The 20877-nt window shown below is 70.0% G+C and carries 21 protein-coding genes and 2 pseudogenes; 13 read left to right on the forward strand and 10 right to left on the reverse strand.

Going from position 1 to position 20877, the window contains the following annotated elements; all coding sequences use genetic code 11:
• Positions 1-709: 709 nt before the first annotated feature.
• The 3 genes and pseudogenes from AB0D14_RS09110 to AB0D14_RS09120 all read left to right on the forward strand — a co-directional run bounded on the left by AB0D14_RS09110 (position 710) and on the right by AB0D14_RS09120 (position 3495).
• A complete protein-coding gene (locus tag AB0D14_RS09110) occupies positions 710-2872 on the forward strand; it encodes a PQQ-binding-like beta-propeller repeat protein (protein WP_362776321.1) in 2163 nt (720 codons plus the stop codon).
• Positions 2873-2901: 29 nt separating this feature from the next.
• Positions 2902-2991: pseudogene (locus AB0D14_RS09115) on the forward strand (VapC toxin family PIN domain ribonuclease); the annotation flags it as partial.
• Between the two features lie 162 nt (positions 2992-3153).
• Entirely contained in the window at positions 3154-3495 is a 342-nt protein-coding gene (locus AB0D14_RS09120; protein WP_362776323.1) for a hypothetical protein, read from the forward strand.
• A 366-nt stretch (positions 3496-3861) separates the two neighbouring features.
• Here the strand turns inward: AB0D14_RS09120 and AB0D14_RS09125 are convergent, their stop codons facing one another.
• Positions 3862-4767: a LysR family transcriptional regulator gene (locus AB0D14_RS09125; protein ID WP_362776325.1), complete on the reverse strand. Its 906-nt coding sequence runs from the start codon at positions 4765-4767 to the stop codon at positions 3862-3864.
• Positions 4768-4892: 125 nt separating this feature from the next.
• On the opposite strand from AB0D14_RS09125, the gene AB0D14_RS09130 reads away from it, so the two are divergent.
• The 3 genes from AB0D14_RS09130 to AB0D14_RS09140 all read left to right on the forward strand — a co-directional run bounded on the left by AB0D14_RS09130 (position 4893) and on the right by AB0D14_RS09140 (position 7088).
• Entirely contained in the window at positions 4893-5702 is an 810-nt protein-coding gene (locus AB0D14_RS09130; protein WP_362776327.1) for an inositol monophosphatase family protein, read from the forward strand.
• 58 nt (positions 5703-5760) lie between these two features.
• Positions 5761-6405 (forward strand): NAD(P)-binding domain-containing protein, encoded by a 645-nt coding sequence (locus AB0D14_RS09135; protein ID WP_362776329.1) that lies wholly within the window; start codon positions 5761-5763, stop codon positions 6403-6405.
• A gap of 155 nt (positions 6406-6560) precedes the next feature.
• The gene (locus AB0D14_RS09140) at positions 6561-7088 is read left to right on the forward strand and encodes a hypothetical protein (protein WP_362776331.1); all 528 of its coding nucleotides are present in this window, start codon (positions 6561-6563) and stop codon (positions 7086-7088) included.
• A 21-nt stretch (positions 7089-7109) separates the two neighbouring features.
• Here AB0D14_RS09140 and AB0D14_RS09145 read toward each other — a convergent pair whose 3' ends face one another.
• Positions 7110-7937, reverse strand: a complete 828-nt coding sequence (locus AB0D14_RS09145; RefSeq protein WP_362776333.1) for an FHA domain-containing protein — start codon at positions 7935-7937, stop codon at positions 7110-7112.
• An 8-nt stretch (positions 7938-7945) separates the two neighbouring features.
• Positions 7946-9922: a serine/threonine-protein kinase gene (locus AB0D14_RS09150; RefSeq protein ID WP_362776335.1), complete on the reverse strand. Its 1977-nt coding sequence runs from the start codon at positions 9920-9922 to the stop codon at positions 7946-7948.
• An 879-nt stretch (positions 9923-10801) separates the two neighbouring features.
• Here AB0D14_RS09150 and AB0D14_RS09155 point away from each other — a divergent pair.
• The 6 genes and pseudogenes from AB0D14_RS09155 to AB0D14_RS09180 all read left to right on the forward strand — a co-directional run bounded on the left by AB0D14_RS09155 (position 10802) and on the right by AB0D14_RS09180 (position 16775).
• Entirely contained in the window at positions 10802-11068 is a 267-nt protein-coding gene (locus tag AB0D14_RS09155) for a hypothetical protein (RefSeq protein WP_362776337.1), read from the forward strand.
• 511 nt (positions 11069-11579) lie between these two features.
• Positions 11580-12972, forward strand: a pseudogene (locus tag AB0D14_RS09160) (PE-PGRS family protein).
• Between the two features lie 92 nt (positions 12973-13064).
• On the forward strand, positions 13065-13667 hold the full coding sequence (locus tag AB0D14_RS09165) for a hypothetical protein (RefSeq protein WP_362776339.1): 603 nt from the start codon (positions 13065-13067) through the stop codon (positions 13665-13667).
• A gap of 203 nt (positions 13668-13870) precedes the next feature.
• Complete coding sequence (locus AB0D14_RS09170; RefSeq protein WP_362776341.1) at positions 13871-14635, forward strand: polysaccharide deacetylase family protein; 765 nt, start codon at positions 13871-13873, stop codon at positions 14633-14635.
• 254 nt (positions 14636-14889) lie between these two features.
• Positions 14890-16158 (forward strand): TauD/TfdA family dioxygenase, encoded by a 1269-nt coding sequence (locus AB0D14_RS09175; protein WP_362776597.1) that lies wholly within the window; start codon positions 14890-14892, stop codon positions 16156-16158.
• Positions 16155-16775 carry a DUF4097 family beta strand repeat-containing protein gene (locus AB0D14_RS09180; protein ID WP_362776343.1) on the forward strand — a complete coding sequence of 207 codons (621 nt, stop codon included), beginning with the start codon at positions 16155-16157 and terminating at the stop codon, positions 16773-16775. The genes AB0D14_RS09175 and AB0D14_RS09180 overlap by 4 nt, the downstream gene beginning before the upstream one ends.
• Before the next feature lie 226 nt (positions 16776-17001).
• Here the strand turns inward: AB0D14_RS09180 and AB0D14_RS09185 are convergent, their stop codons facing one another.
• From AB0D14_RS09185 to AB0D14_RS09205, 5 genes are all read right to left on the reverse strand, one after another.
• A complete protein-coding gene (locus AB0D14_RS09185) occupies positions 17002-17766 on the reverse strand; it encodes a hypothetical protein (RefSeq protein ID WP_362776344.1) in 765 nt (254 codons plus the stop codon).
• A 124-nt stretch (positions 17767-17890) separates the two neighbouring features.
• Entirely contained in the window at positions 17891-18220 is a 330-nt protein-coding gene (locus AB0D14_RS09190) for a hypothetical protein (RefSeq protein WP_362776346.1), read from the reverse strand.
• A gap of 219 nt (positions 18221-18439) precedes the next feature.
• Positions 18440-18724, reverse strand: a complete 285-nt coding sequence (locus AB0D14_RS09195) for a hypothetical protein (RefSeq protein WP_362776347.1) — start codon at positions 18722-18724, stop codon at positions 18440-18442.
• Positions 18721-19056 carry a helix-turn-helix domain-containing protein gene (locus AB0D14_RS09200; protein ID WP_362776349.1) on the reverse strand — a complete coding sequence of 112 codons (336 nt, stop codon included), beginning with the start codon at positions 19054-19056 and terminating at the stop codon, positions 18721-18723. Before AB0D14_RS09200 ends, AB0D14_RS09195 begins: the two co-directional genes overlap by 4 nt.
• Before the next feature lie 49 nt (positions 19057-19105).
• Positions 19106-19507: a hypothetical protein gene (locus tag AB0D14_RS09205; protein WP_362776350.1), complete on the reverse strand. Its 402-nt coding sequence runs from the start codon at positions 19505-19507 to the stop codon at positions 19106-19108.
• A gap of 149 nt (positions 19508-19656) precedes the next feature.
• Here AB0D14_RS09205 and AB0D14_RS09210 point away from each other — a divergent pair, with 149 nt between their 5' ends.
• On the forward strand, positions 19657-20337 hold the full coding sequence (locus tag AB0D14_RS09210) for a DUF4232 domain-containing protein (RefSeq protein ID WP_362776352.1): 681 nt from the start codon (positions 19657-19659) through the stop codon (positions 20335-20337).
• 110 nt (positions 20338-20447) lie between these two features.
• Here AB0D14_RS09210 and AB0D14_RS09215 read toward each other — a convergent pair whose 3' ends face one another.
• Complete coding sequence (locus AB0D14_RS09215) at positions 20448-20651, reverse strand: hypothetical protein (RefSeq protein ID WP_362776354.1); 204 nt, start codon at positions 20649-20651, stop codon at positions 20448-20450.
• The gene (locus AB0D14_RS09220; protein WP_362776355.1) at positions 20594-20818 is read right to left on the reverse strand and encodes a hypothetical protein; all 225 of its coding nucleotides are present in this window, start codon (positions 20816-20818) and stop codon (positions 20594-20596) included. Before AB0D14_RS09220 ends, AB0D14_RS09215 begins: the two co-directional genes overlap by 58 nt.
• Positions 20819-20877: the final 59 nt, after the last annotated feature.

Genomic DNA, 20877 nt, shown 5'->3' on the forward strand with positions numbered 1-20877 from the left:
GGCTGCACGCGACCTGGATCACCCGTACGAGTGGATAGTCGGTCACAAAGATGTTCGGGCGTCCGGTTTGTCGGTCTCACCTTCCGCGCACAGAGCCACGCGTCGGCCTGCTCGGCCGTCAGGTCGACGCCGATGACTCCGTGGTCCGCGGCCGCCCCCAGTGTCCCGAACGCGCGGTAGGCAATCTGCTGGAGAACGCCGCCAAGTTCGACGCCGACGGCGGCGAACCCATAGGGGTGCACATCCGCCGGGGAGCGATCACCGTCCGCGAAGGCAGTAGCGGCGATGACGAGGTCCACTGCAGACGCTCGGCGTCCTCGACGGCACCCCACTCACGCGCGCGCTCGAAGTGACGGCTTATGCGCGCCGCACGCTCCTGCTGCTCGGCATGGAAGTTCAGAGCGAGATTGACCGCCTCCTTCTTGTAACAGCGGACAACCACGGTCAACAGCGGTGCCACCAAGCACTCACACCTGTGGCGGCAGAAGGACACCGTGGGTACTCGAAGCCCTGCACGTCCGCGTCCGCGTCCGCGTGGTCACCACCGGCGCCCACCGGCCTGGAACACAGACACCATGGGCCTCAATGACGTCGGCGGGCTCAGGAGCACAGGGACACCGATCCGTGATAGGCGCGGCTCCGCTTCCGGCGCGGCAGGCCCTACGCTGATCCCCGTGAGGCAGGCAGGCAAGAGGAAGGATGATCGGCGATGACGCCCCTGAGCAGCGGGGACCCGGAGTCCGTAGGCGGGTACACCCTTCTCGGTCGGCTCGGGGCGGGCGGCATGGGAGTCGTCTACCTGGGAGTCTCCGCCTCGGGCCGGCAGGTCGCCGTCAAGCTCGTGCACGGGTCGTACGCCCAGGAAGAGGAGTTCCGAACGCGCTTCCGGCAGGAGATCGCGGCAGCGCGCAGAGTGAGCGGCGCCTTCACCGCGTCTGTCGTGGACGCCGACCCGGACGCCGACCGGCCGTGGATGGCGACGCTCCACGTGCCGGGGGCCAGCCTTGCCGAAGCCGTGGAGAAGGACGGCCCGCTGAACCAGCGGGAACTGCGCGCGCTGGGGCTGGGGCTCACCGAGGCGCTGCGCGACATCCACCGGGTGGGCCTGGTGCACCGGGACCTCAAACCGGGCAACGTCCTGATGACCGAGGACGGGCCGCGCGTCATCGACTTCGGCATATCCCGAACGTCCGACAACCAGAGTCTCACCATGACCGGGCGCGTCATCGGCACTCCGCCCTTCATGTCGCCGGAACAACTGTCCTCTCCCCGAGAGGTCACCCCGGCCTCGGACGTGTTCTCGCTGGGGTCACTGCTGGTGTTCGCGGCCGTCGGCACGGGACCGTTCGACGCCGACACCCCGTACATGACCGGCTACCAGGTGATGTACGAGGCTCCGGACCTCGACGGGATACCCGAATCGCTCGTGGGCATCGTCGAGCGCTGCCTGGACAAGGACCCGGCCGCACGGCCCGAGCTGGCGGACATGCACCGCATACTCCTGGCGCTGCCGGAATCCGACGCCACCGCGCTCCCGAAGGCCAGGAAGTCCGCGAGACCCCGGCCCCGCCCCACTCCTCCGGGCGCGGCCACCACCTCCGCGAGCACCGCGACCAGCACCGGCACCGGCAAGGCACGCCGAGCCCGGATGCTGCTCGTCGGCCTCGGCACGGCGCTGGCCGTCACAGGGCTGAGTATCGGAGTGAGTGTTTTCGTGTCAGACCGGGACAGGACCACTACCGCCACCGCCGAGACCACCGTCCCCGACGCCACCACCCGTGCGGCGTCGCTGCCCAAGGGCTGGCGGCCGTGGAGCACGGCTCTGCGGTACGACGTGAAGGGTGTCCCTCTCGACTACCAGGACCCCGGATGTGTGGCGGAGGGAGGCGCGCTGTTCTGCGGTGGTACGGGCTTCACGGTCGCCAGGATCGACACGGCTTCCGGCCGCACCGTGTGGCGGACCGGCACCCGCCCCCAGGGGGTGCAACCGATCGGCGTTCGCGACGGGCTCGTCTACGCGTACGAGGATCCGGACGATACGACCAGGCGGGTGGTGGCTCTCGACGCCGGCACCGGGCACCGGCGTTGGCAACGCGACATCAGCAAGTCCGAGGACGCGATCCTGTACGACGGCGGACTGCTGACCCTGTCTCCCGACGACCAATCGTTCATCGCATACGGGCCTTCCGGCAAGGAACTGTGGCGAGCGCCCTCGCTGGACAAGTACTGCACTCCGTCGGTGCTGGGAGGCGTCCCCTACGCCCTGTGCTCGGCCGGCACCGAGCCCGGCCAGGCCCCGGTCGACCTGATGAAGCTCACACCGGGCAGCCTGACGGAAACCGCCACACTGCCCCGGAAGGCGGAAGCGCTCGGCGCTGTCGGCGGGCAACCCGTGTTCCTCGCCCCCCAGACCGCGAAGGACGTGTACGAAGCCGGGTACGAACGGCCGTACAACGCGCTGCTGCGGGTGGACCCGGAAACCGGGCAGGTCAGACGGATACCGCTGGCACGCCCGCTGACCGGCACGGCCACCCTTGTGGACGGCGTCGTCTACTTCGTCCGGTCCAACGGGTCGGTCACCGCGGTGTCGGCGGGCAGCGGCAGACAACTCTGGCAGAAAGCGACGGACATGGAGAGTCTGTCCGCGCCCGCGGTGTCGGCGACGTACAAGCGGGTCTATTTCTCCAACCGCTTCGGCCGCCTGCTGGCACTGGACAGCCGCACCGGAGCAGGGGTATGGCGCACCTCCGCGCTGGACAACCCCGGGGACAAGGCGCAGGACGCCCCGCCACGAGTGCTGCTCGTCAAGGACGCGATCGTGGCGACGGCCGGCGACACGGCCTTCTCCCGGAGCCCGGACGGGCCCACCTGACCGGCCTACAGGTCTGCGTCTGCCCTTCCGGCTGAGTGCCGGTCGACGACCGCGCCTACGACCGCGGCCGGCAGGTCCAGGAAATCCTCACCCAACGCGGACAGCGCCGCAGCGTCGGACCACGGCGGTACTGATCACGGTCGCGTTGCTGGTCAACACGGCTGCGGGCGTTCCGCCGCCGGGTCAACAGCGGATGCCTCGCGTTTTCTGTGCTCCGAGTTCGGTTCCGGACTCGGGGCGGCCGGCGGTGTGGCGGCGGCTGCGGGCGGCGGCGGGGTGGAGTGGCCCGCTCCGCGTATTCGTCGCAGGTCGGCGCCCTCCAGGACGCCAGGGAACTGCAGACCGCGATCCTGCGGCACGACGTCGTCGTCCTCGGCACCGTCGCGTTGTCCGCGTTGTCCGCGCCGTCCGCGTACGACGCGTCCCTTTCCTCAGGTCTCTCCGGTTTACCTGCTTCCTCAGGTTTCTCCGGACCCGACCTCACCTCGTGTACGCACCCGGGCCCGGGCCCCGTCACCACCCCCTTCGTGGGCCGCGGCGAGGAGACCGCCCGGCTGACCGCGCTGCTGTCGGCCGCGACCGCGGGCCGCCCGCAGTGGGCCGTGGTGGGCGGGGAACAGTGATCCGGCAAGACCCGGCTGCTGGAGGAGCTGTCCGCCCGGGCCGCGGCGGCCGGATTCACCGTCGCCCGCACCAGGGCCGGTCAGGCGCTCAGCGGCAACCGGGGGATCTCGCAGACCTGCCCCGCCGTCCAGCTCCTGGACGCGCTGCGGCGGGACGGCTCCGACTCCGGTCAGGACGACGTCGTGCGGAAGGACCCGCTCGGCAGCTTCGGCACGCCGCGCCGGCCCGGGAGCTGGCCGGCCGTGGGGACACCGACCCGGAGCGCCTGGCCCGGCGTCTGCGGGCGACTGGACCCATGGCTGCGGCTCACCTTCTCCGCTTCATCGTCCCCGACCTGCCGGACGGCGAACGCGCCTCAGCTCAAGCTAAGAGGGGGTGAACAGGGCCCGGAGGGTCCGGGTGGCCGTTTCGCGCAGCCAGACGTGGGCGGGGTCGTTGTCGTGGCGCCGGTGCCAGAGCAGGTGGAGGGGTACTTCGGGCAGGTCGAGCGGCAGCGGCAGTGTGGTCAGGCCGAGCTGGTGGCGGGCGGAGCGGGTGGCCGCGTCGGGGAGGGTGACCACGAGGTCGGTTTCGCGGGCGAGTTGCAGTGCGGTGGCTGTGGTGGGGGCGGAGGCGATGACGGCGCGCTGGTGGCCGAGTGCGGTCAGGGCGTCGTCGATCCGGTCGTGAAGACGTCCGCGCCGGGAGACGGTGAGGTGATCGGCCGCCGCGTACCTCTCGGCGGTCACGGGCTGTTCGGTGAGGGAGTGGCCCGGGCGGACCGCGAGGACGAGCCGGTCGCGGCCGATGAGGCGGTGGCGGATGTCGGGCAGGGACGGCGGGCCGGCACTGGAGGCGAGGTCGACCTCGCCTCGGCGCAGCTCGGGGGTGTCGTCGCCGGGCTCGGCGGTCAGACGCAGTTGCACCCCGGGGGCCTGGCGGTGCACCGCGGCGATCAGGGCTGTCCCGCAGGTGGTGGCGAGGGCGTCGTGCCAGCGGACGGTGAACACCCGCTCCAGAGTCGCCAGGTCGAGTTCCGTCTGAGCGGACAGCAGGTGGTGGGCCTGCTGCACCAGGGCATGGACCTGGGTGTGCATGGCCAGAGCGCGGGTGGTGGGAGTCATGTGGCGTCCGGTGCGGACCAGAATCTGGTCACCGGTGGCTTTGCGGATACGGCCCAACGAGCGGCTCATCGCAGGAGAGGTGACGTGGAGCCGGGCCGCGGCGCCCTGGACGCTTCCTTCCTCCAGGAGCGCGTCGAGCGCGGTGAGCAGATTCAGATCCAGTTGCATGGCGGTAACTATATAAGTGAAAACCATGCACTTGTTGTTAACAGTCGCGGCTTCTACCTTCGAGATGCGGGGCGGGGACAACCTCCGGAAACACCCCCGCTTCTACCGAACCCAGGGAGTACGCCATGGCCACAGCCGTGCCTTTCGACCTCGACGCCACGCTCCTGTCCACGGTGACCGCCACGTTGGAGGACGCCGGAGTCACCCTGCGGGAGCGCTACACGACCCATGCCCGGGGCGTGAGCCTGATGGAGATCGTCGGCGAGATCCACGCGAACGACGACGCGGTCCTCGCCGTGATGCGCGAGCCGCTGCTGCGGGCGCGGCCGGGGTCGCAGTGGGCGGAGGACGAGCTGGCCGGCGGGGCACTCCCGCCGGGCGAGTGGTGGGTCGCCGACCCGGCCGAGGGCAACATCAACCACGTCCACGGCATGCCGGACTGGGCCGTCACCGCCACCCTGGTGCGCGACAACCAGCCGGTCCTCACGGTCGTCCACCTCCCGCTGACCGGCGACACCTACACCGCCACCGCCGGCGGCGGCGCCCACCTCAACGGCCGTCCCCTGACCGTGTCGGCGAAGGATGAACTGGGAGCCGCGCTGATCGGCACCGGCCAGGCCCGGCCCGGCGAGAGCCCCGACGCCTTCCGCCGCATCGGCGCATCGATCACCGCCATGCTCACCGCCGGTCTCGTCGTACGCGTGTCCGTCCCGGCCACGCTGCAGCTCATCCACGTCGCCGCCGGACGCATGGACGCCTTCTGGCAGTTCTCCGACGTCCGCTCCGGCCTGGTCGCCGGCGCCCTGCTGGTCACCGAGGCCGGAGGCACCGTCACCGACCTGGACGGCAAGCCCTGGAACGCGGCCAGCCGCGACTTCCTCGCCGCCGCCCCCCACATCCACACCGCCGCGCTCGACGTCCTCGCCTCGATCTGACCGCCCCCGCCCGGACCACCCTGCCCCTCCCACCCCAGACCGTAAGGAAGCCCCCTCCATGACCAGCATCGGCATCCTGGGCGCCGGCCGCGTCGGCACCAACCTCGCCCGCACCCTCACCGCGGCGGGACACCACGTCACCCTCGGCCGCCGCAAGCACGGCGACGAGAGAGGCACGCCGCCCGCGGACGGCACCGCGATCCGCTACGCCGATCACTCCACCACCGCCCGCACCGCGGACATCGTCATCAACGCCACCCCCGGCGACAGCACCCTGGACCGGCTCACCGCCCTGCGGGCCGAGCTGGCCGGCAAAATCCTCATCGACGTCTCCAACGCCACCCACGACGCCGACGACGGCCTGCCCGGAGACCTGTGCCACCCGGGCAGCAGCCTCGCCGAACAACTCCAGGCCGCCCTGCCCGACACCCACGTCGTCAAGACCCTCAACACCATGCTGTTCATGGTCATGACCGCCCCCGGGGAACTGACCGTCCCGCCCACCGCCTACCTCTCCGGAAACGACGAGCAGGCCAAGAAGACCGTCACCACCCTCCTGGGCGACCTGGGCTGGCAGACCGACTGGATCGAGGACCTCGGCGACATCACCACCGCCCGCGCGACAGAGGCCATGATCCTCGTCGTCCCCCACGTCCTGCGCCGCCACGGCTTCACCCCCTTCGCCGTCTCCCTCGCCCGCTGACCCCGCCCCGCCCCGCCCCGCCCCGCCGGGAGAGACGTACCCCCATCGCGTCCGGACCCGACGCCGCACACCGCGGGTCATCCACTCAGGTCGAGCCCCGTCACAGGCTCCGACTGCTGACCCGTACCCGAGACGATCCACAGACCAGGACGGCCATGACCACGCTTTCCCCAGCCCGAACCACCTCACCGCAACGGCCCAGCCGGCCCCGTTGGACCATCCCGGCCCGGCTGCGCAAGAGCATCCTGGTCACACATGTCGTCTCGGCGGGAGCCTGGATCGGCATCGACGTCATCTCCATCGTCCTGGTGGCGATCGGCTGGGTACGCGCGGGCGACGACCGCGACGCCGTCTACCGCGCACTCGCGGACTTCTTCGTCGTCCCCCTCTTGCTGTCGGCCCTCATAGCAGGGACGATCTGCCTGATCACCGGCGTCCTGCTGGGGTTGGCGACCAAGTGGGGACTCGTACGCTTCTGGTGGGTCGCCGTGAAGCTGGTCCTCAACGTCGTCGCCTGCGCGATGATGCTGGCTTTCCTGGGCCCCATCACCGAACTCGCCTCGGGCGAGCAGGCGTTGCAGGACATCTGGTTCGTGTCGTTCCTCGGAGCCACCGCCCTGGCGCTCCTGAGCTTCGCCACAGTGCTCTCGGTCTTCAAACCATGGGGCCGAGTCCGCAAGTAGTTCCCACCCGGCCAGGCGGCGTCAGGCGGCGTCGATCAGTGCCAGGTCCATCGGTACGAGCGTGGTCGACGCCAGCAGGGCCCGGATCAGGTTGTCGTTGAGCGCGTTGCCCACCGGCTCGCCGAGCTCCTCGCGGGTCAGCCAGGGCACCCCGTCGCGGGACAGCCGGGTGCGCACGCCGTTGACCAGGTGCTCGACACGCTTGTCCGTCCAGCCCTCGTACGGCTGCGACTCGGCGAGCTCGGCGGCGGTCTGCCTCCAGGTCAGCGGCTGCGGCCGGGGCTCGTGCAGCAGGTACCGCCGGCCCAGCACGACGAGGGCGAGCTTCTCCCGCTCGGTCAGGGCCCACACCCGGGGCGGGCTGGTGACGTCCCCGTGCCGCGGCACCGGCCGCTCGTCCTCGGGGCCGGTGACCAGGACCTCCAGCAAGTGCTCGCGGCCACGTGAACCGCCGACGAACAGCGGGGTGTAGCCGGTGTCGAGCGGCAGTGGCTCCTCGCCCCGGAACAGCAGGCGGGCCCCGGCGCACCGGATCGGCAGCCGCCCGGCGTTGCTCACCCACCAGCGGCCGTCCCGGTGGGTGAACGTGCCCTGGTGGCGGCTGAGCCGGGGGTCGTCCTCGCCGAGGCAGACGTGTACCTCGGGCCGGTTGCGGCCGAACAGGACCTCGCGCCCGTCTCCGGGCCCCAGCGTCATTCCGCCGGTCAGTGCGAGCGCGAAGAGGGTGCCGGGCAGCGGCGCGGACGCGCCCCGGGCGAGGCTCCCGTGGGTGGCGGGCAGGAACCGGCCGTCCGGAGCGGGCGTTCCCCGCTCCCCCGGCCGTCCCCGCGCCGTTCCCGGCTCGGTCATGTCACGTCTCACGTCTCCGGCAATCGCTTCGCGATGTTCCGCGCGACGACGGCTGCGAACTCCGTGGCGGTGTCGCACAGTTGCCTGGTCGGCTGCGGAGCGTACACGGTCAGCTGGAAGAGTTCGGTGATGCGGTCGCCGACCGAGGCCGGGTAGGTGCGGTGCGGGGTCCGTACGGTGCAACTGTCGGCCTCGGCCTCGTCCGCTATGAAGTAACTCTTCGTGCCGGCGACGTCCACCGGCGTTCCGTCGTCGGCGTCCAGGGAGTTGTCCCGGCTGAACTGGATCTCCACCTCGCGGTTGCCGTCGTCGCTCGACCAGTCGCAGTTCCAGGAGCCGAAGCCGCGGTCCCGGTTGTCCACCTCGACGCCGGGAAGCCGCTTGAGCTCGGTGGCGTCGAGCAGCGTGCAGGTGTCGAGCCGGGCCAGGGAGTTCGTGACCGGCGTCGACGGACGGCGCGGGACCGGGCCCTCGGCCAGCACGCCGACGACGTGATCGGAGGCGGCGTCAGCCATCTGACACGGGTCGGGCGACCCTTTGCCGAGCTGCTTCCCGATCACGCGGACCTGCTTGCCGTCGGTGGTCAGGACGGCCCGTTCGCAGGCTCTCCCCTCACGCTTGAGCGTCACGACCGTGAGGCTGCCGACCAGGCGGGTGGACAGGATGTCGTCGAAATCGTCCCGGTCCGAGTCGAGGTTGACCTGGACGCCCGCGGTGTCGTCACCGCTGTTGTTGCGCACCAGGACGTCGCACCGGTCGATCTCCCCGTACTCAGGGTCCAGTGCCGTGCCGCCGAAGCGGCTCAGCGAGGCTGCGTCGAGCAGCCCGCAGGGGTCCGCCGTGCGCTCGTCACCGATGGCGCCGGCCTGCGCCGTGGCCGACGGTTTCCCGTCGGTCGCGCCGGTACGGCCACCCTCGTCGCCCTCGTCCTTCGAGGCCCACGGGCCGAAGAGGACGAGCCCGGCCGTGACAGCGCCCGCCGCGACCAGCGCCACCGCCGTGATCGCCAAAGGGCGGCGGTGGCGGCGGCGTACGGGCCGTGGTGGCTGGAGCATGAAGGGCGTGTAGTCCCGCGGGCGGCCCAGGAGCCGCGGCAGCCGGAGCGTGCGGGACATGAGGTCCCCGCGAGCGCCCCGCATACGGCCGTCGCGCAACTGCTCCTGTACGTGCGGGGGCGGGGGTGCGGCGCGCGTCAGCAGCTCCTGTGCCCTGGCGGCATCGGGCCGGCGCCGGACCTCCACCTCCAGCAGAGCGGTGAGCGGCCCGTCCAGCGGACCGGCCCGGTGCGCGGGCTCGATGTGTCCCTCGACGGCCCGGGCCAGATACGCCATGGGGTGTTCGGCCTCCCCGTACGGCGACCGGCCCTCGACCGCCGCGAACAGTGAGGCACCCAGGGAGAACACGTCGGACTTCTCGCCCGCGGGCTGCCCCTTGGCCAACTCCGGAGCCAGGTACCGGGGTTTGCCGCGCACACCGCCCGTCGCGCTCTGTGTGACGTCGCTCCACAGGGCCCGCGAGATCCCGAAGTCGGTCAGTCTCGCCACGCCTTCGTCGGTGACGAGGATGTTCTCCGGCGTCACATCGCCGTGCACCACACCCTCGTTGTGGGACTTCGCCAACGCGGCCGCGATCTGGCAGCCGATCGAGCCGGCCTCCTCGGGTGTGAGCGGGCCGCTCTCCGTCACGATCTGCGCGAGGCTGCGCGAAGGGACGTACTCCATGATGATCCAGCAGGTGTCGCCCTCGTCGACGAAGTCGAAGACGCCCACGATGTTCGGGTGATGCAGCCGCCCGGCGTTGCGCGCCTCGCCCATGAGCCGTCGCGCGGCCCGCTCGTCGTTCAGGCGTGCGCACTTGACCGCGACCCGCCGTTCGAGCCGCTCGTCCCAGGCCAGCCAGACGACGCCCATCCCGCCTCTGCCGATGGGGTTCTGCAAGAGATACCGGTCGGCGATCCTGTCCCCGGCCTCCGGCGTCACCAGCACCGCGCCACCCCTCGCCCCCACTGCCGACCGCCCTGCCCGGTCACGGACTGTACCCAGCCCGAACTTGGCAGTGATCTGTTTCACCGGACTTCGCGCGGATCCGCCCAGAATCCCCACAGCCCACAGCGTGCCAGGTCCACGGCCCGCCGGGGCGCACACGGTCACTCGCCCCGGCCGGTCGGATCCGGCTGCCCGCCCGCCACCGACGAGACCGCGCCCGCCGCCCGGCGCGGCGCCCATCGCGCCCCTCGCGCGGCTGGCCCGGCTGACGCGGCTGACGCGGCTGACGCGGCTGACCCAGCGTCGCGGGGACGGTCGAGGATCGCGCCGAACAGCACCACACGGGCCCCACCGGCGGCTGCCACCCACGGTGATTCCGGCCGCCGGCGCCAGCCGACACCGACACCGCACCGCCCGCAACTCCGCCCGTAACTCGGCCCGGTACCGGCGACGTTGAGCCGTCAATCCGCCACGGTGGACGACGGTACGGTGCGGGGGCGATGGGCTCGAACGTCCACAGGGCGGCCGCCGGGATCGCGCACGGACCTCCTGCAGTTGCGCGCGAACGCGAGGGCCGGGGTGCAGACGGTTGCTCCATCTGGGCGCCCGCCCCTTCGAAGGCCAGGAGATCCTCAAAGGGGACAGAAGGCTTTCGGCGGGACCTCCTCCGGGCCCTGCGGCCAGGGCTGATGCGCTCTCACACAGCGAACGGCGCCTCTGACTTGTGCCCGGTCACTGAAAGCAGCCGCTGGGCCTGGTTGAGCCTCAGGACCACGGATGGCAGCTTCGAAGAGCGCTGCGGGAGATATCGGATTAGCCTCCGAAATGAGCGCTAAATAGATCTTTGACGGCGCGCTCCACTCATCCCAAGGAGGAGACATGCGCAAGCTCCACAAGGCCGCTGTTGCGGCCGCCATCCTCGGTAGTGTCAGCTTCATAACCGTCGGCCCCGCGACCGCTCAGAGCGCGGCCGGTGAGCATGGCGGCTGGTGCAAGTCCCATGACCTGAACGTCGATGTTCTCGGCCAGGTCGGGCTGCTCAACGGCCTGCTGGGCAACGCGCTCAACGGCGAGGGCGATCCAGGTGCGCAGTACAACCACACCGGTTCCGATATGGGCTGCGAACACGGCGGCCACGGTCACTGACCACCAGGAAATCGCGTCACCAGCTCACTGAAGTGGGGCTCGGCGCCCGGGTCACAAGCCCGGCGCCGGGCCCCACTTTCGCCGTGGCTCTGCCTTGAGCACCCCTGAGGGCTGGCGGCGCATGCCACAGCCACGTCTTGTTCGTGCGCGTATGTTGCACATCTGTGAGGGCGAGTGCGGGCCATCAACCGTGCGCGTACGCCGCGCGGTTGATGCGAACGCACTACACCGCTCCGGTTCGCTGGGCGGCGGCCTTCGTCAAACGGCGCGTCCTGCCCCTTGCGGGCTCGTCCGGCAGCCCGGTCCAGGGCCGGGCAGCAGATCTTGGAGCTGCCATACGCCACCCATGAGGGCGCCGCGGATGACGCCGATCTGGTGGCGGAGCGGCGGATGGCGGATGGCGGAGCCCGCCCGGCTCGATGCTCCCATGACAGCCGCTGTGCACCCTGACAACATATTCTGAGCCGCCAGCAGCGAAGGCCGAGCTGGCTATCTAGGGACGGGGGCCGGAATGTCTTTTCGGGGGGCAAATCCCGAGGATCTGGAGCATTTGGCGAAACTCCTGGACGGGCGCGGTGGCATGCAGGACCGCCTCGACGAGGGGCCTTCACCCGAGCCTCCCGGCTAGGGGTGAGCGGGCATCTGTCGACCCTGAAACCGATGCGGTCCTGGACTCACGGCGAGGCCCAGGATCTACGTAAACGCGCCACCCTCCTGCGCCTGGAGAACGGCGACCCGATGGCCGGGCTGCTGTGGGCGGGGTTCACGGTGAAGGACCTGGAGAACTACAAGGGAGAGGGGATCAAGCCGGAGACACTGCTGCTGGCCAATTCGGTGGCAGCGAGTGACGATCCGAACGCGAAGGGCCTGACGCGACAGCCGGGGAGAAGCTCGGCGACTGGGTCGCACGGCTCGAAGGGCATGCGCTCTCGAAGATCCCTGGTCTGGAGCCGCACGAAGAGACCCTTACCGAAATGATCAAGTTCGGCTCCGACGTGTTCAACGTCGCGGCCGCATCCCAGATCGTGACGGCGAGCGGCTTCTCGGGAACCAAGATATTGCTGGGCAACGCGGTGAAGACCGGCAAGCTCGGGCCGATGAAGGACGCCCTCGCGGCACGGTGGACCGCGGCCGGCAGCAACCCCCTCCTGCGTTGGGCTGGCACGAAGCTCGGAAACTACAACCCGCCGATCCGCTCGTTGTCCGCCCCCGGCAGCTGGCTTCCCGGACAGCTTGGCACCATGGCCTCCCGGAGCCAGCGGTATCAAAGGGTTGCCAATGTGCCCTTGAGCTCCGGTTTCCTGGGCGACCGTTGGGGCGGCGGGTGGGACGCGCTGCGCCAGCGCGGCTTCATGAACGCCAAAATGCTGGGCTTCACTCCCAATCAAGCTATCAACTTGTTCGCCGGGTCGGACGACATGGCCCGCATGTACGGCGGGCTGACACACTCCGGGCAGGCGGTCACCCGCGCCGGACAGGCCAGCCTCTGGACGGTCGGTAAGGCCGGTGGGTTCAGCGCGGCAGCGAAAACCGCGGGGCTGTGGCGAGGGGCCGGCATCGTCGGTTCGGCGGGCGCGACGGCGTTCTCCGTAGCCAACATCGCCACGATGGACCACGCGAAGGAGTGGGAGAAGAGCAAGGCCGGCTACCTGGCCAACTATGCGGAGGTCGGGTTCAACGCCTCCATGACCGCGGCGATGATCGCACCCAACCCGGTCACGATCGGTCTCGCCGTAGGGACCGGCATCGTCTACGGGGGACTGAAGGTCGTCGAGCACTGGGACGACATCACGGAAGGCGCAGACAAGGCAGCCGACTGGGTGGGCGACAAGGCGAGCGACATCGGGAACGGCATCGCCGACGGCGCCAAGGAGCTGGGTAGCGCACTCAACCCGTTCGACTAGCAACAACGGGGCCGCGATGCAGCAGATGCAGCAGATGCAGATGCAGATGCAGAGTTCCAGAAAACGTCCGCAGGAAATGAGCAGGTTTCGCCATGGAAACGAGTAGTGAGTCCTTGAAGTTCGAGCTGATGCCGTACAGCATCAGCCCCAAGAAGGAGCTGCCCAAGGCCGGGCTCACGGGGGACGTGGGGGACTTCGGAAGCGTCACCGTGGAGCGCTGCCCGCTCTACCGGCCGCTGGAAAAGGGAATGGACACCGTTCGGCTGAGCGGTCCCGCCTTCCCGGAGACGACCTTCCGCGGGAAGCGCAGGTCGGGACGGCCTTCGCTCTTCAAGGCCGAACTCACCCTTGGCGGCCGGCCCGCGGAGCTGCGGTTCAACGCCCGGGCCCTGCGAAAGAAGGACCGGGCGCTGCACATCGCGTACGAGGGCCGGGAGTACGCCTACTCCGTGGAGGATCTGGGCAGGGTGAAAGTCCTGGAGAGAGAGGGCGTCCGGGTTTCGATCGAGCCCGGTCGGTACGTCCCGCCGGCCACGACCTTCAGCGCGGGCACGGCCACCGGCCCGGCCGACGCCGTGGACCTGGCGATCGCCATCCTGTTGGAGGAGGTGGACACCGACGTCCTCACCCTGGGCGGTGCCGCGTTGTCGTCCCCGTTCGCTCTGATGCAACGCTTCTCGGACCGAGCGGAGTAACAAGCTCCGCCAAGCCCCGTTCAGCGCGGGCTCGGCTCCTCGACCAGCCTAATTCCCGCTGCCGCGCGTCCAGTTGTCCGTGAAACACCCCGGGTTTGTCCTTGATCGGTAACGGACGCATCCAGGACCGCCGCACCGCGTCCCGCAGATGGTTGTCTGGTGTCCACGGGATCGGCGAAGGACTGCGGGAAAGTGGGGCGGGCATGGCACGGCACAGTGGCGGGCGGGGCTGGTACGGCAAAGCACTCGGCGCGGCACTCGGGGTGACGTTGCTCGCCGCCGGTTCCGCGATGTGGACCGCGCAGGCCGGTGTCGTGGGCGGCTCGTCGTCGGAAGCGACCTCGTCGGCGCCGAAGGTCAAGCCGGTCGCGGTGACCATCGCGCACGCCTCGGACAAGGGGGCACGCGGCGTCAACATCACCATCGACGACGGCCCCGACCCCGAGTGGACCCCTCAAGTACTCGAGATCCTGCGGAAGTACGAAGTGAAGGCCACGTTCTGCATGGTGGGGACCCAGGCGCAGGCCCACCCGGACCTCGTGAAGAAGGTCGTCGCGGCAGGACACCGGCTGTGCGACCACTCGGTGTCGCACGACACCGCCATGGACAAGAACACCCAGGCCTACCAGTCAAAGCAGATACTCGACGCCGAACGCATGATCACCAAGGCGTCCGGGGGCGTACGGCCGATGTACTACCGGGCGCCCGGCGGGGCCTTCACCCCCTACAGCCGCACACTCGCCGCCTCCCGCGGCATGCGTCCCCTCGGCTGGAACGTGGACACCAAGGACTTCGAGCGGCCGGGTACGGACGCCATCGTCGCCACCGTCGAGCGGGAACTCCCCGACGGGCCGACGCTGCTCTTCCACGACGCGGGCGGCGACCGCTCCCAGACCGTCGAGGCCCTGCGCCGCCTGCTCCCCCAACTCAAGGAGCAGGGCTACACCTACGGCTTCCCGGTGCGCTGAACCCCAGCCCTGGTCGAGCCCGGCCCTGGAGCCATGAACTGGCCGCAGTGGTCCACGCCTTTTCCCGTCGGAGAGTTCACAGGCCGCGCCCAGGAAGACCCGGGCGCGGCCTGTGAAGTCGGTCAGCGGCAGGTCCAGACGGTCGGCTCGTCCCGGCCCTCGGGAATACTCCAGCTCCGGCCGGCGATCGTGCCGTCGTCACTGGAAACAGCGAGTTCGACGCCGAGGCCACTGCGGAGGCGCTCGTCGAGTACCTGGACTCCGCCGGCCTGGACACACTGCTGGTCCGGGAGAAGGCCGTGGTCTTCCGCGGGTTCACGGTGCCCGACGACGGCCTCGACCCGGTGCTCGACCGCCTGCTGCCGCACCGCCTCGCCTACGTGCACGGCAACTCGCCACGCATCAAGGTGCGTTCGAACGTCTACACCTCCACGGAGTATCCGCAGGAGTACACCATCTCGATGCACAACGAGATGTCGTACGCCCACGCGTGGCCGACCCGCCTCGCCTTCTACTGTGCGGTCGCGCCCGCGACCGGCGGCGCCACCCCGGTCGTCGACGCGGCACTGTGGCTGGAGTCGCTGGACGACGAGGTGCGTGAGGCCTTCGCGGGCGGTGTCCGCTACACGCAGAACCTGCACGGCGGCAGAGGGCTCGGCAAGAACTGGCAGGACACCTTCGAGACGGACGACCCGGGTGAGGTCGACGCCTTCCTCAAGGGGGCGCAGGCCGACTGGAGCTGGGGGCCGGGCAACAGTCTGAAGACCAGCCAGGTGCGCCACTCCACAATCCGCCACCCGCAGACCGGCGCCGAGGTCTGGTTCAACCAGTCCGACCAGTGGCACCCGGCCTCACTCGGTGACGAGACGGCCAAGGCCCTGGCCCAGATCATGCCGTCGGACGAACTGCCGCAGTACGTGACCTTCGCGGACGGCAGCCCGATCCCGGACGCGTACGTGCTCCAGGTGCGCGACCGGGGCCTGGAGCACGCGGTGGACGTCGACCGGCACGAGGGCGACCTGCTGATCATCGACAACCTGCTGGTCGGCGACGGCCGCCGTCCGTTCACCGGCCCGCGGCGGGTCCTGGTCGCCGCGCGCAGAAGCGCCAGGTTCTGCTGTCTGCCAGCGTGTGGAGCGCCTCTATGCCGCACCTATCGCGCTTCCATGGCGAGGGCTTCGACCCGGGCCGCACGGGGGCCTGAACACCGCGAACGTCCATGTCTCCCGCCCCCCGTCGGTCCTCGCACACCTCGGCGGACCATGCCTGAAGGTGGGTGTCCTCGCGTCCGGACAGCGGGCGCGGCAGCCCGGGCCGTCAGCCGGGGCACCGCATCACCATGGCACACCGCGCATGGCCGGAAGGGGGTGCCGGGGGCGCCCGGGGCGGCAACATGCTGCCACCGCAGCCTCCTGCCATCGAGGTCGCCTGACAGCCCTTCAAGGGGTAAGCAGACTCGTCAGCCGGGGCCTTCGGGCCCTTTGCGCGCCATGTCACTCAAGGCAAAGGAAACACCACCGTGAAAACCAAGGCTCACACCGCAGCCGCCCTGACGCTCATGGCGCTCCTCTCCGGTTGCATGGCGGACGACGAGACCTCCGAGAGTAGCTCCTACACGGTGAAGGAGGCCGTCTCGGCACTGAACGTGAAAAGCAACGGCGGTCTCATCGAGCTGGTCGCGAGCGACCGCACGACCGTTGAAGTGACAGAGAAGTTCCGTTACTCGGGTGACAAGCCCAAGACCAAGCATGCGGTGAACGGTTCCACGCTCTCTCTGGACGCCCCCGGCTGCTCGTCCGACTCGTCGCCCTGCGAGGTGTCGTACCGGCTGGAGGTGCCCCGGACGCTGTCCGTGACCCTCGCCTCCGCGGGCGGTGACGTCAAGGTCGGCGGCCTGGCCGGGAAGCTCACCGCCACCACCGAAGGGGGTGGCGCGGACGCCGCGTTCTCCTCCGCGCCCGACAGCGTCGACGTGCGCACCGGCGGCGGCGACATCAAGGTACGGCTGCCCGGCGGCCCCTACGCCGTCGACGCGGACGGCGAGGGCGGGACGGAGAAGGTGACCGTCAAGAAGGATCCCGCCTCGTCGCACAAGGTGACCGCCAAGTCCGGCGGCGGAGACCTCTCCATCACCTCCTGAGGCCGCCCCTGCGCCGGAGGCCCGGCCGGGCGGCACCTGGGCACCTGGCCGCCTGGCCGCCTGGGCGGCAGCCCGGCTTCCGGCGGCGGCCCGACGGAGGGACGGAGGTCCGGCTTCCGGTGGAGGTCCCGCCGCTCCCACCGCCTCTCCTCACCCGGGGACGCGCGGGTCGGGGACACGCGGGCCTGGGACGCGCGGGTTCAAGCCACTTCTCCGCGCCCGCGGATCAGCCGCGGCTGCGGTCGGCCGGTCCGGTCGAGCGCCGCGTGCTGTTCGTGGCCCGGCTCGCACCGCGCCGCCTGTTCCAGGCCGAAGGCCCGGACCAGCCGGTGCATGCGGAAGCCGCGGTTGTCTCCGTCGACGGGCTGCAACAGGTGGTCGCCGACCAGCAGTTCCACCAGGTCCTGCGCCGCCTCCAGCGGCAGGTCGAGCAGCAGCGACGCCGTACGCGCGCTGAAGGCGGGGACGTCGGGCCGGGCCAGCACGAGCAGCGCGCCGGGCGGGCTCGGTGTTCGGCGAGGTGGGGTGAGGCGTCCGCCTTCAGACAGTGCTCGACGTCGTCGACGACGTTCGTGGCGGACAGGATGATCTCCGGCGACAGGTCGCGCAGCGACACATGCAGCACCAGGGGGTTGTGGGCGAACCACGCCGGGCCCGTGATGTGCGGGGCGCCCGCGACGGTGGCGAACACCACCAGGTCGCAGGAGCGGATCAGGCCCTCCGCCACGTTCCCGGGGAAGCTGGAGATCCACTTCATGCCGTCCAGCCGCATCCGGCCGCCGAGGGAACCCGGCAGGGCGATGATCCGTGAGGTGGGGCGGTCCTGGAAACGCAGGAAGTAGGACGGCGGATTGACGGTCTGCCCGGCTCCGTGCAGCCGGTACGTCTCCTCGACCAGTTCGACGATCTTCTTCTCCTGGCCGCGCAGTGCGTCATGCACCTGAGCGCCGGAGATGACGGCGAACGACGGTCTCGCCATGCCATTGGGCATCCAGGACTCCCCCGTCAGTCAGAATCCTGCCGTCCTGGCGTGGAACTGTCAGCCGCTCAGGCTCTCAGTCTCCTGCAATGACAGGACGATGCCAATGTGATCTCTGGGGTTCGGACAGAGACGCTCAGACCGCGCGAGACGCCCGGGGCACCGGCCACAGCTCGCTGTACAGCCGGCTTTCCGCGGTCGTGACGGTGACCCCGCGGTAGTCTCCCGCCGTCTCGGCGAGGCAGAAGTCGGAGCCGAGGCGAGTGGCCAGAACTGTACGCGGGTGACCGCCCTCGACCTCGCCGACGAACTCGGCGCAGACGCTGAACTCGCCGGCACTCAGCCGTCCCCAGGCCAGCGACCACGGCCGCGCTCCACGCCTGCCGTGGAGCGCTCCGGCCAGCACCCGCCCGGAGCCGGCCCGGGCCGGCGTCAGCGCCACCGACTCGTCGTTCGCCAGCAGCACGAGCGCCGCCCGGCCGCCGGACCGGCGGCCACCGCCAGGGCGGCCATCGGTGTCTGGGTCATAACGACGTTCCGGAGCATGGCAGTTGTCCTTCCAGCGGGGGTGGAGGTACGGGGCTGCGGGTCTGGTGCCGGGGCAGGCGATGTGTGCCTGTCGCGGCGACACCAGCCCCTGCCGACGACACCAGCTCCTACCGACGGGGAGCGGGGTGGCACCGGGTCACTCGACGTCCTTGAGTACCCGCTCGACGGATTTCACCCGGTCGCCCATGTCGTTGAGCTGGAGCCGCACCTCGACCAGCTCGCGCTCCATGTCCTGCTGGGTCAGCACCGCCTTCTCCGCGATGCTCTTGTAGTCGCTCTCCCTGGACATGGAGGTCTTGGCCCGCCATACCGCGATCGTCGGCCAGATCACCAGCAGTGCACACGCGAGGATGAATCCCATGGACCCGAAGGACCAGATCATGCCGTCACTACTGTCGGCGGCCAGTTGCACGGGGTTCATTGATGGTCTCCTTGACGTCGGTCAGCGGTGAGAGAGAGCGCAGCCGCCGCGAGGGCCTCAGGTGTGAGGTGCAGCGAGAACGGCTCGATGTCGTAATACTTCATGGCCTTGCCGTCTTCGGACAGCACGAGCTGTGAGGTGACCAGCCCTGCTGCTTCCAGCTTGCGCAAGTGGACCTGGAGCAGCGCACGACTGATCCCCAGTTCGCGTGCCAGCCGGCTGACGTAGTCCTGACCGCCCGCCAGGGCAGCCAGGATGCGCATCCGGTGCGGGTTGGCGAGCGTGGCCAGGATCTGCACCAGCCGATCACCCGTCACTTCGGAAAGCTCCATGCCCCTCCTCTATATGCAAACAAATCCTTGCAGGTGCCATGACGAGTTGTCAACTGCCTTGAGGAGTAGGCACGTGCAACAGCGGCGCCCGCCACCACGGCGAAGGGCGCCCCGGGCCGTGTGTGACCACGACCCGGACGCCCTTCAGGCGGTACGGCACTACTGTCGGCCGGCTGCCGGAACAGCGCGGGAAGGTCGCGCCCGGGAGGGCCTTCGAGCCCACCGGCGTCCCGTCGTCGCCGAGCGTGGTCACCACGCCGTCGCTCGGGGCGGCCCCCGCGGCGGCGGACAGCTGCCACAGGCTGGCGACCAGCCTCTTGTTGGTGCCGAGGATCAGGCCCTTGCTGTTGATGGCCGTGGTCCTCTGGCCGTTGGGCAGGGCCGTCACCTTGCCGTCCTTGTTCCACATGACGGCGGACGGGCGGACCTGGGGCACCCTCTTGGTCATCATGTAACCGGCTGGTGACAGCGTTGTCCTGGAACGAAGACGCGGGATCGTTTCGGCTCGCAGCCCCCTCATAGTGATCAAGCAAGCAACGAGAAGCCGAGATCGCTTCGGCCTCAACCACAGATCACCAAACAGATCATCAAGGGGATTTCATGTCCGGCAACCGTCGCAAGGCCTTCCTCGTCTCTGTAGCTCTCGTGGGTGGCGCCATGCTGATGACGGCGTGCCAGGACACGGACACGGACAAGGCCACGGACACCGGCGCCGGGCAGGATTCGTCCGCCACTCCGGCCGGCAACACGGCCGCCCCGTCCGGCTCGTCGACCGCGGGCAGCGACAAGGGCAGCGACAAGGGCTCCGACGCGAAGGGCGAGGGAACCGAGGACGGGGCCGGCTCCGGCGCCGACACCGGCGACGGCAAGCGGGTTCCCGTCAAGCAGAGCTGCGGCGCCAACGACATCTCCTGGAGCACCAAGTCCGAGAGCCAGGCCGGCGGTTACATCCTGATCATGGCGAAGGCGAAGTCGGGAATCACCTGCTACCTGCCCGCCGCGCTGCCGACCGTGGCGTTCGGATCCGACGGCACCGAGGCCGGCCCCGCGGAGCAGTCCGTCGGCCAGCAGATCAAACTGAGCGGGAGCACCACCGCCTACGCCGGGGTGAACCCGAAGAGCAGCAACGGAGACGGTGGCAAGGAACTGGACTTCATCATCGTCGGCGTCGGCGACGACGATCCCAACCCGGAGTCCCTGCCGGTCGACACCATCACGGTCGACGACCCGATCGTCACCAACTGGCACACCGCCCCGGCGGACGCCGTCCCCTTCAGCTGAACGGACCCGTCGGCAACGCTTCCCCCAGAGCCTGTGCGTGGGAGCTCGCTGCCCGGCCGCCACCTGGCCCCGCGTTCGAGCTGGACGTCGTCCTGATGCCCGGATGTGTCTCAGCCGTGCATCGCGCGGTACGCCTCCGCCGCCCCCGGATGCAGATCGATGCCGCCCGTCCCGATCAGGCTGCCGACATCGAGGAACTGGATGCCGACGGCGTTGTCGGGGACCAGGGCCGTTGCCCGCAGAACCAGGAGGCGGGTCAGCGCCTCGGCGACGCCGCGGGGCAGACCGGGACGGCACACCAGCAGGTTGGACACGCCCTCATCACGTCGGCCGCGTCCGCCGACGGAAGGTGGAGTACGGGGACGTCGGCGCCGGTGGAGAGGCCCGCGGCGTGCAGGATCCGTTCGCCGAGCACGGCCGCGCCCGACCCGGTCGCGCCGAGCGAGACGGAGTGCCCGGCCAGGTCGGACACCTCGCGCACGGGCGAGTCCGCGCGGACGACATAGGACGGACGGCGGCCCTCGTATGTGACATCAAGGT

This window comes from Streptomyces sp. NPDC048484 (assembly GCF_040651415.1).
Taxonomy (GTDB): Bacteria; Actinomycetota; Actinomycetes; order Streptomycetales; family Streptomycetaceae; genus Streptomyces.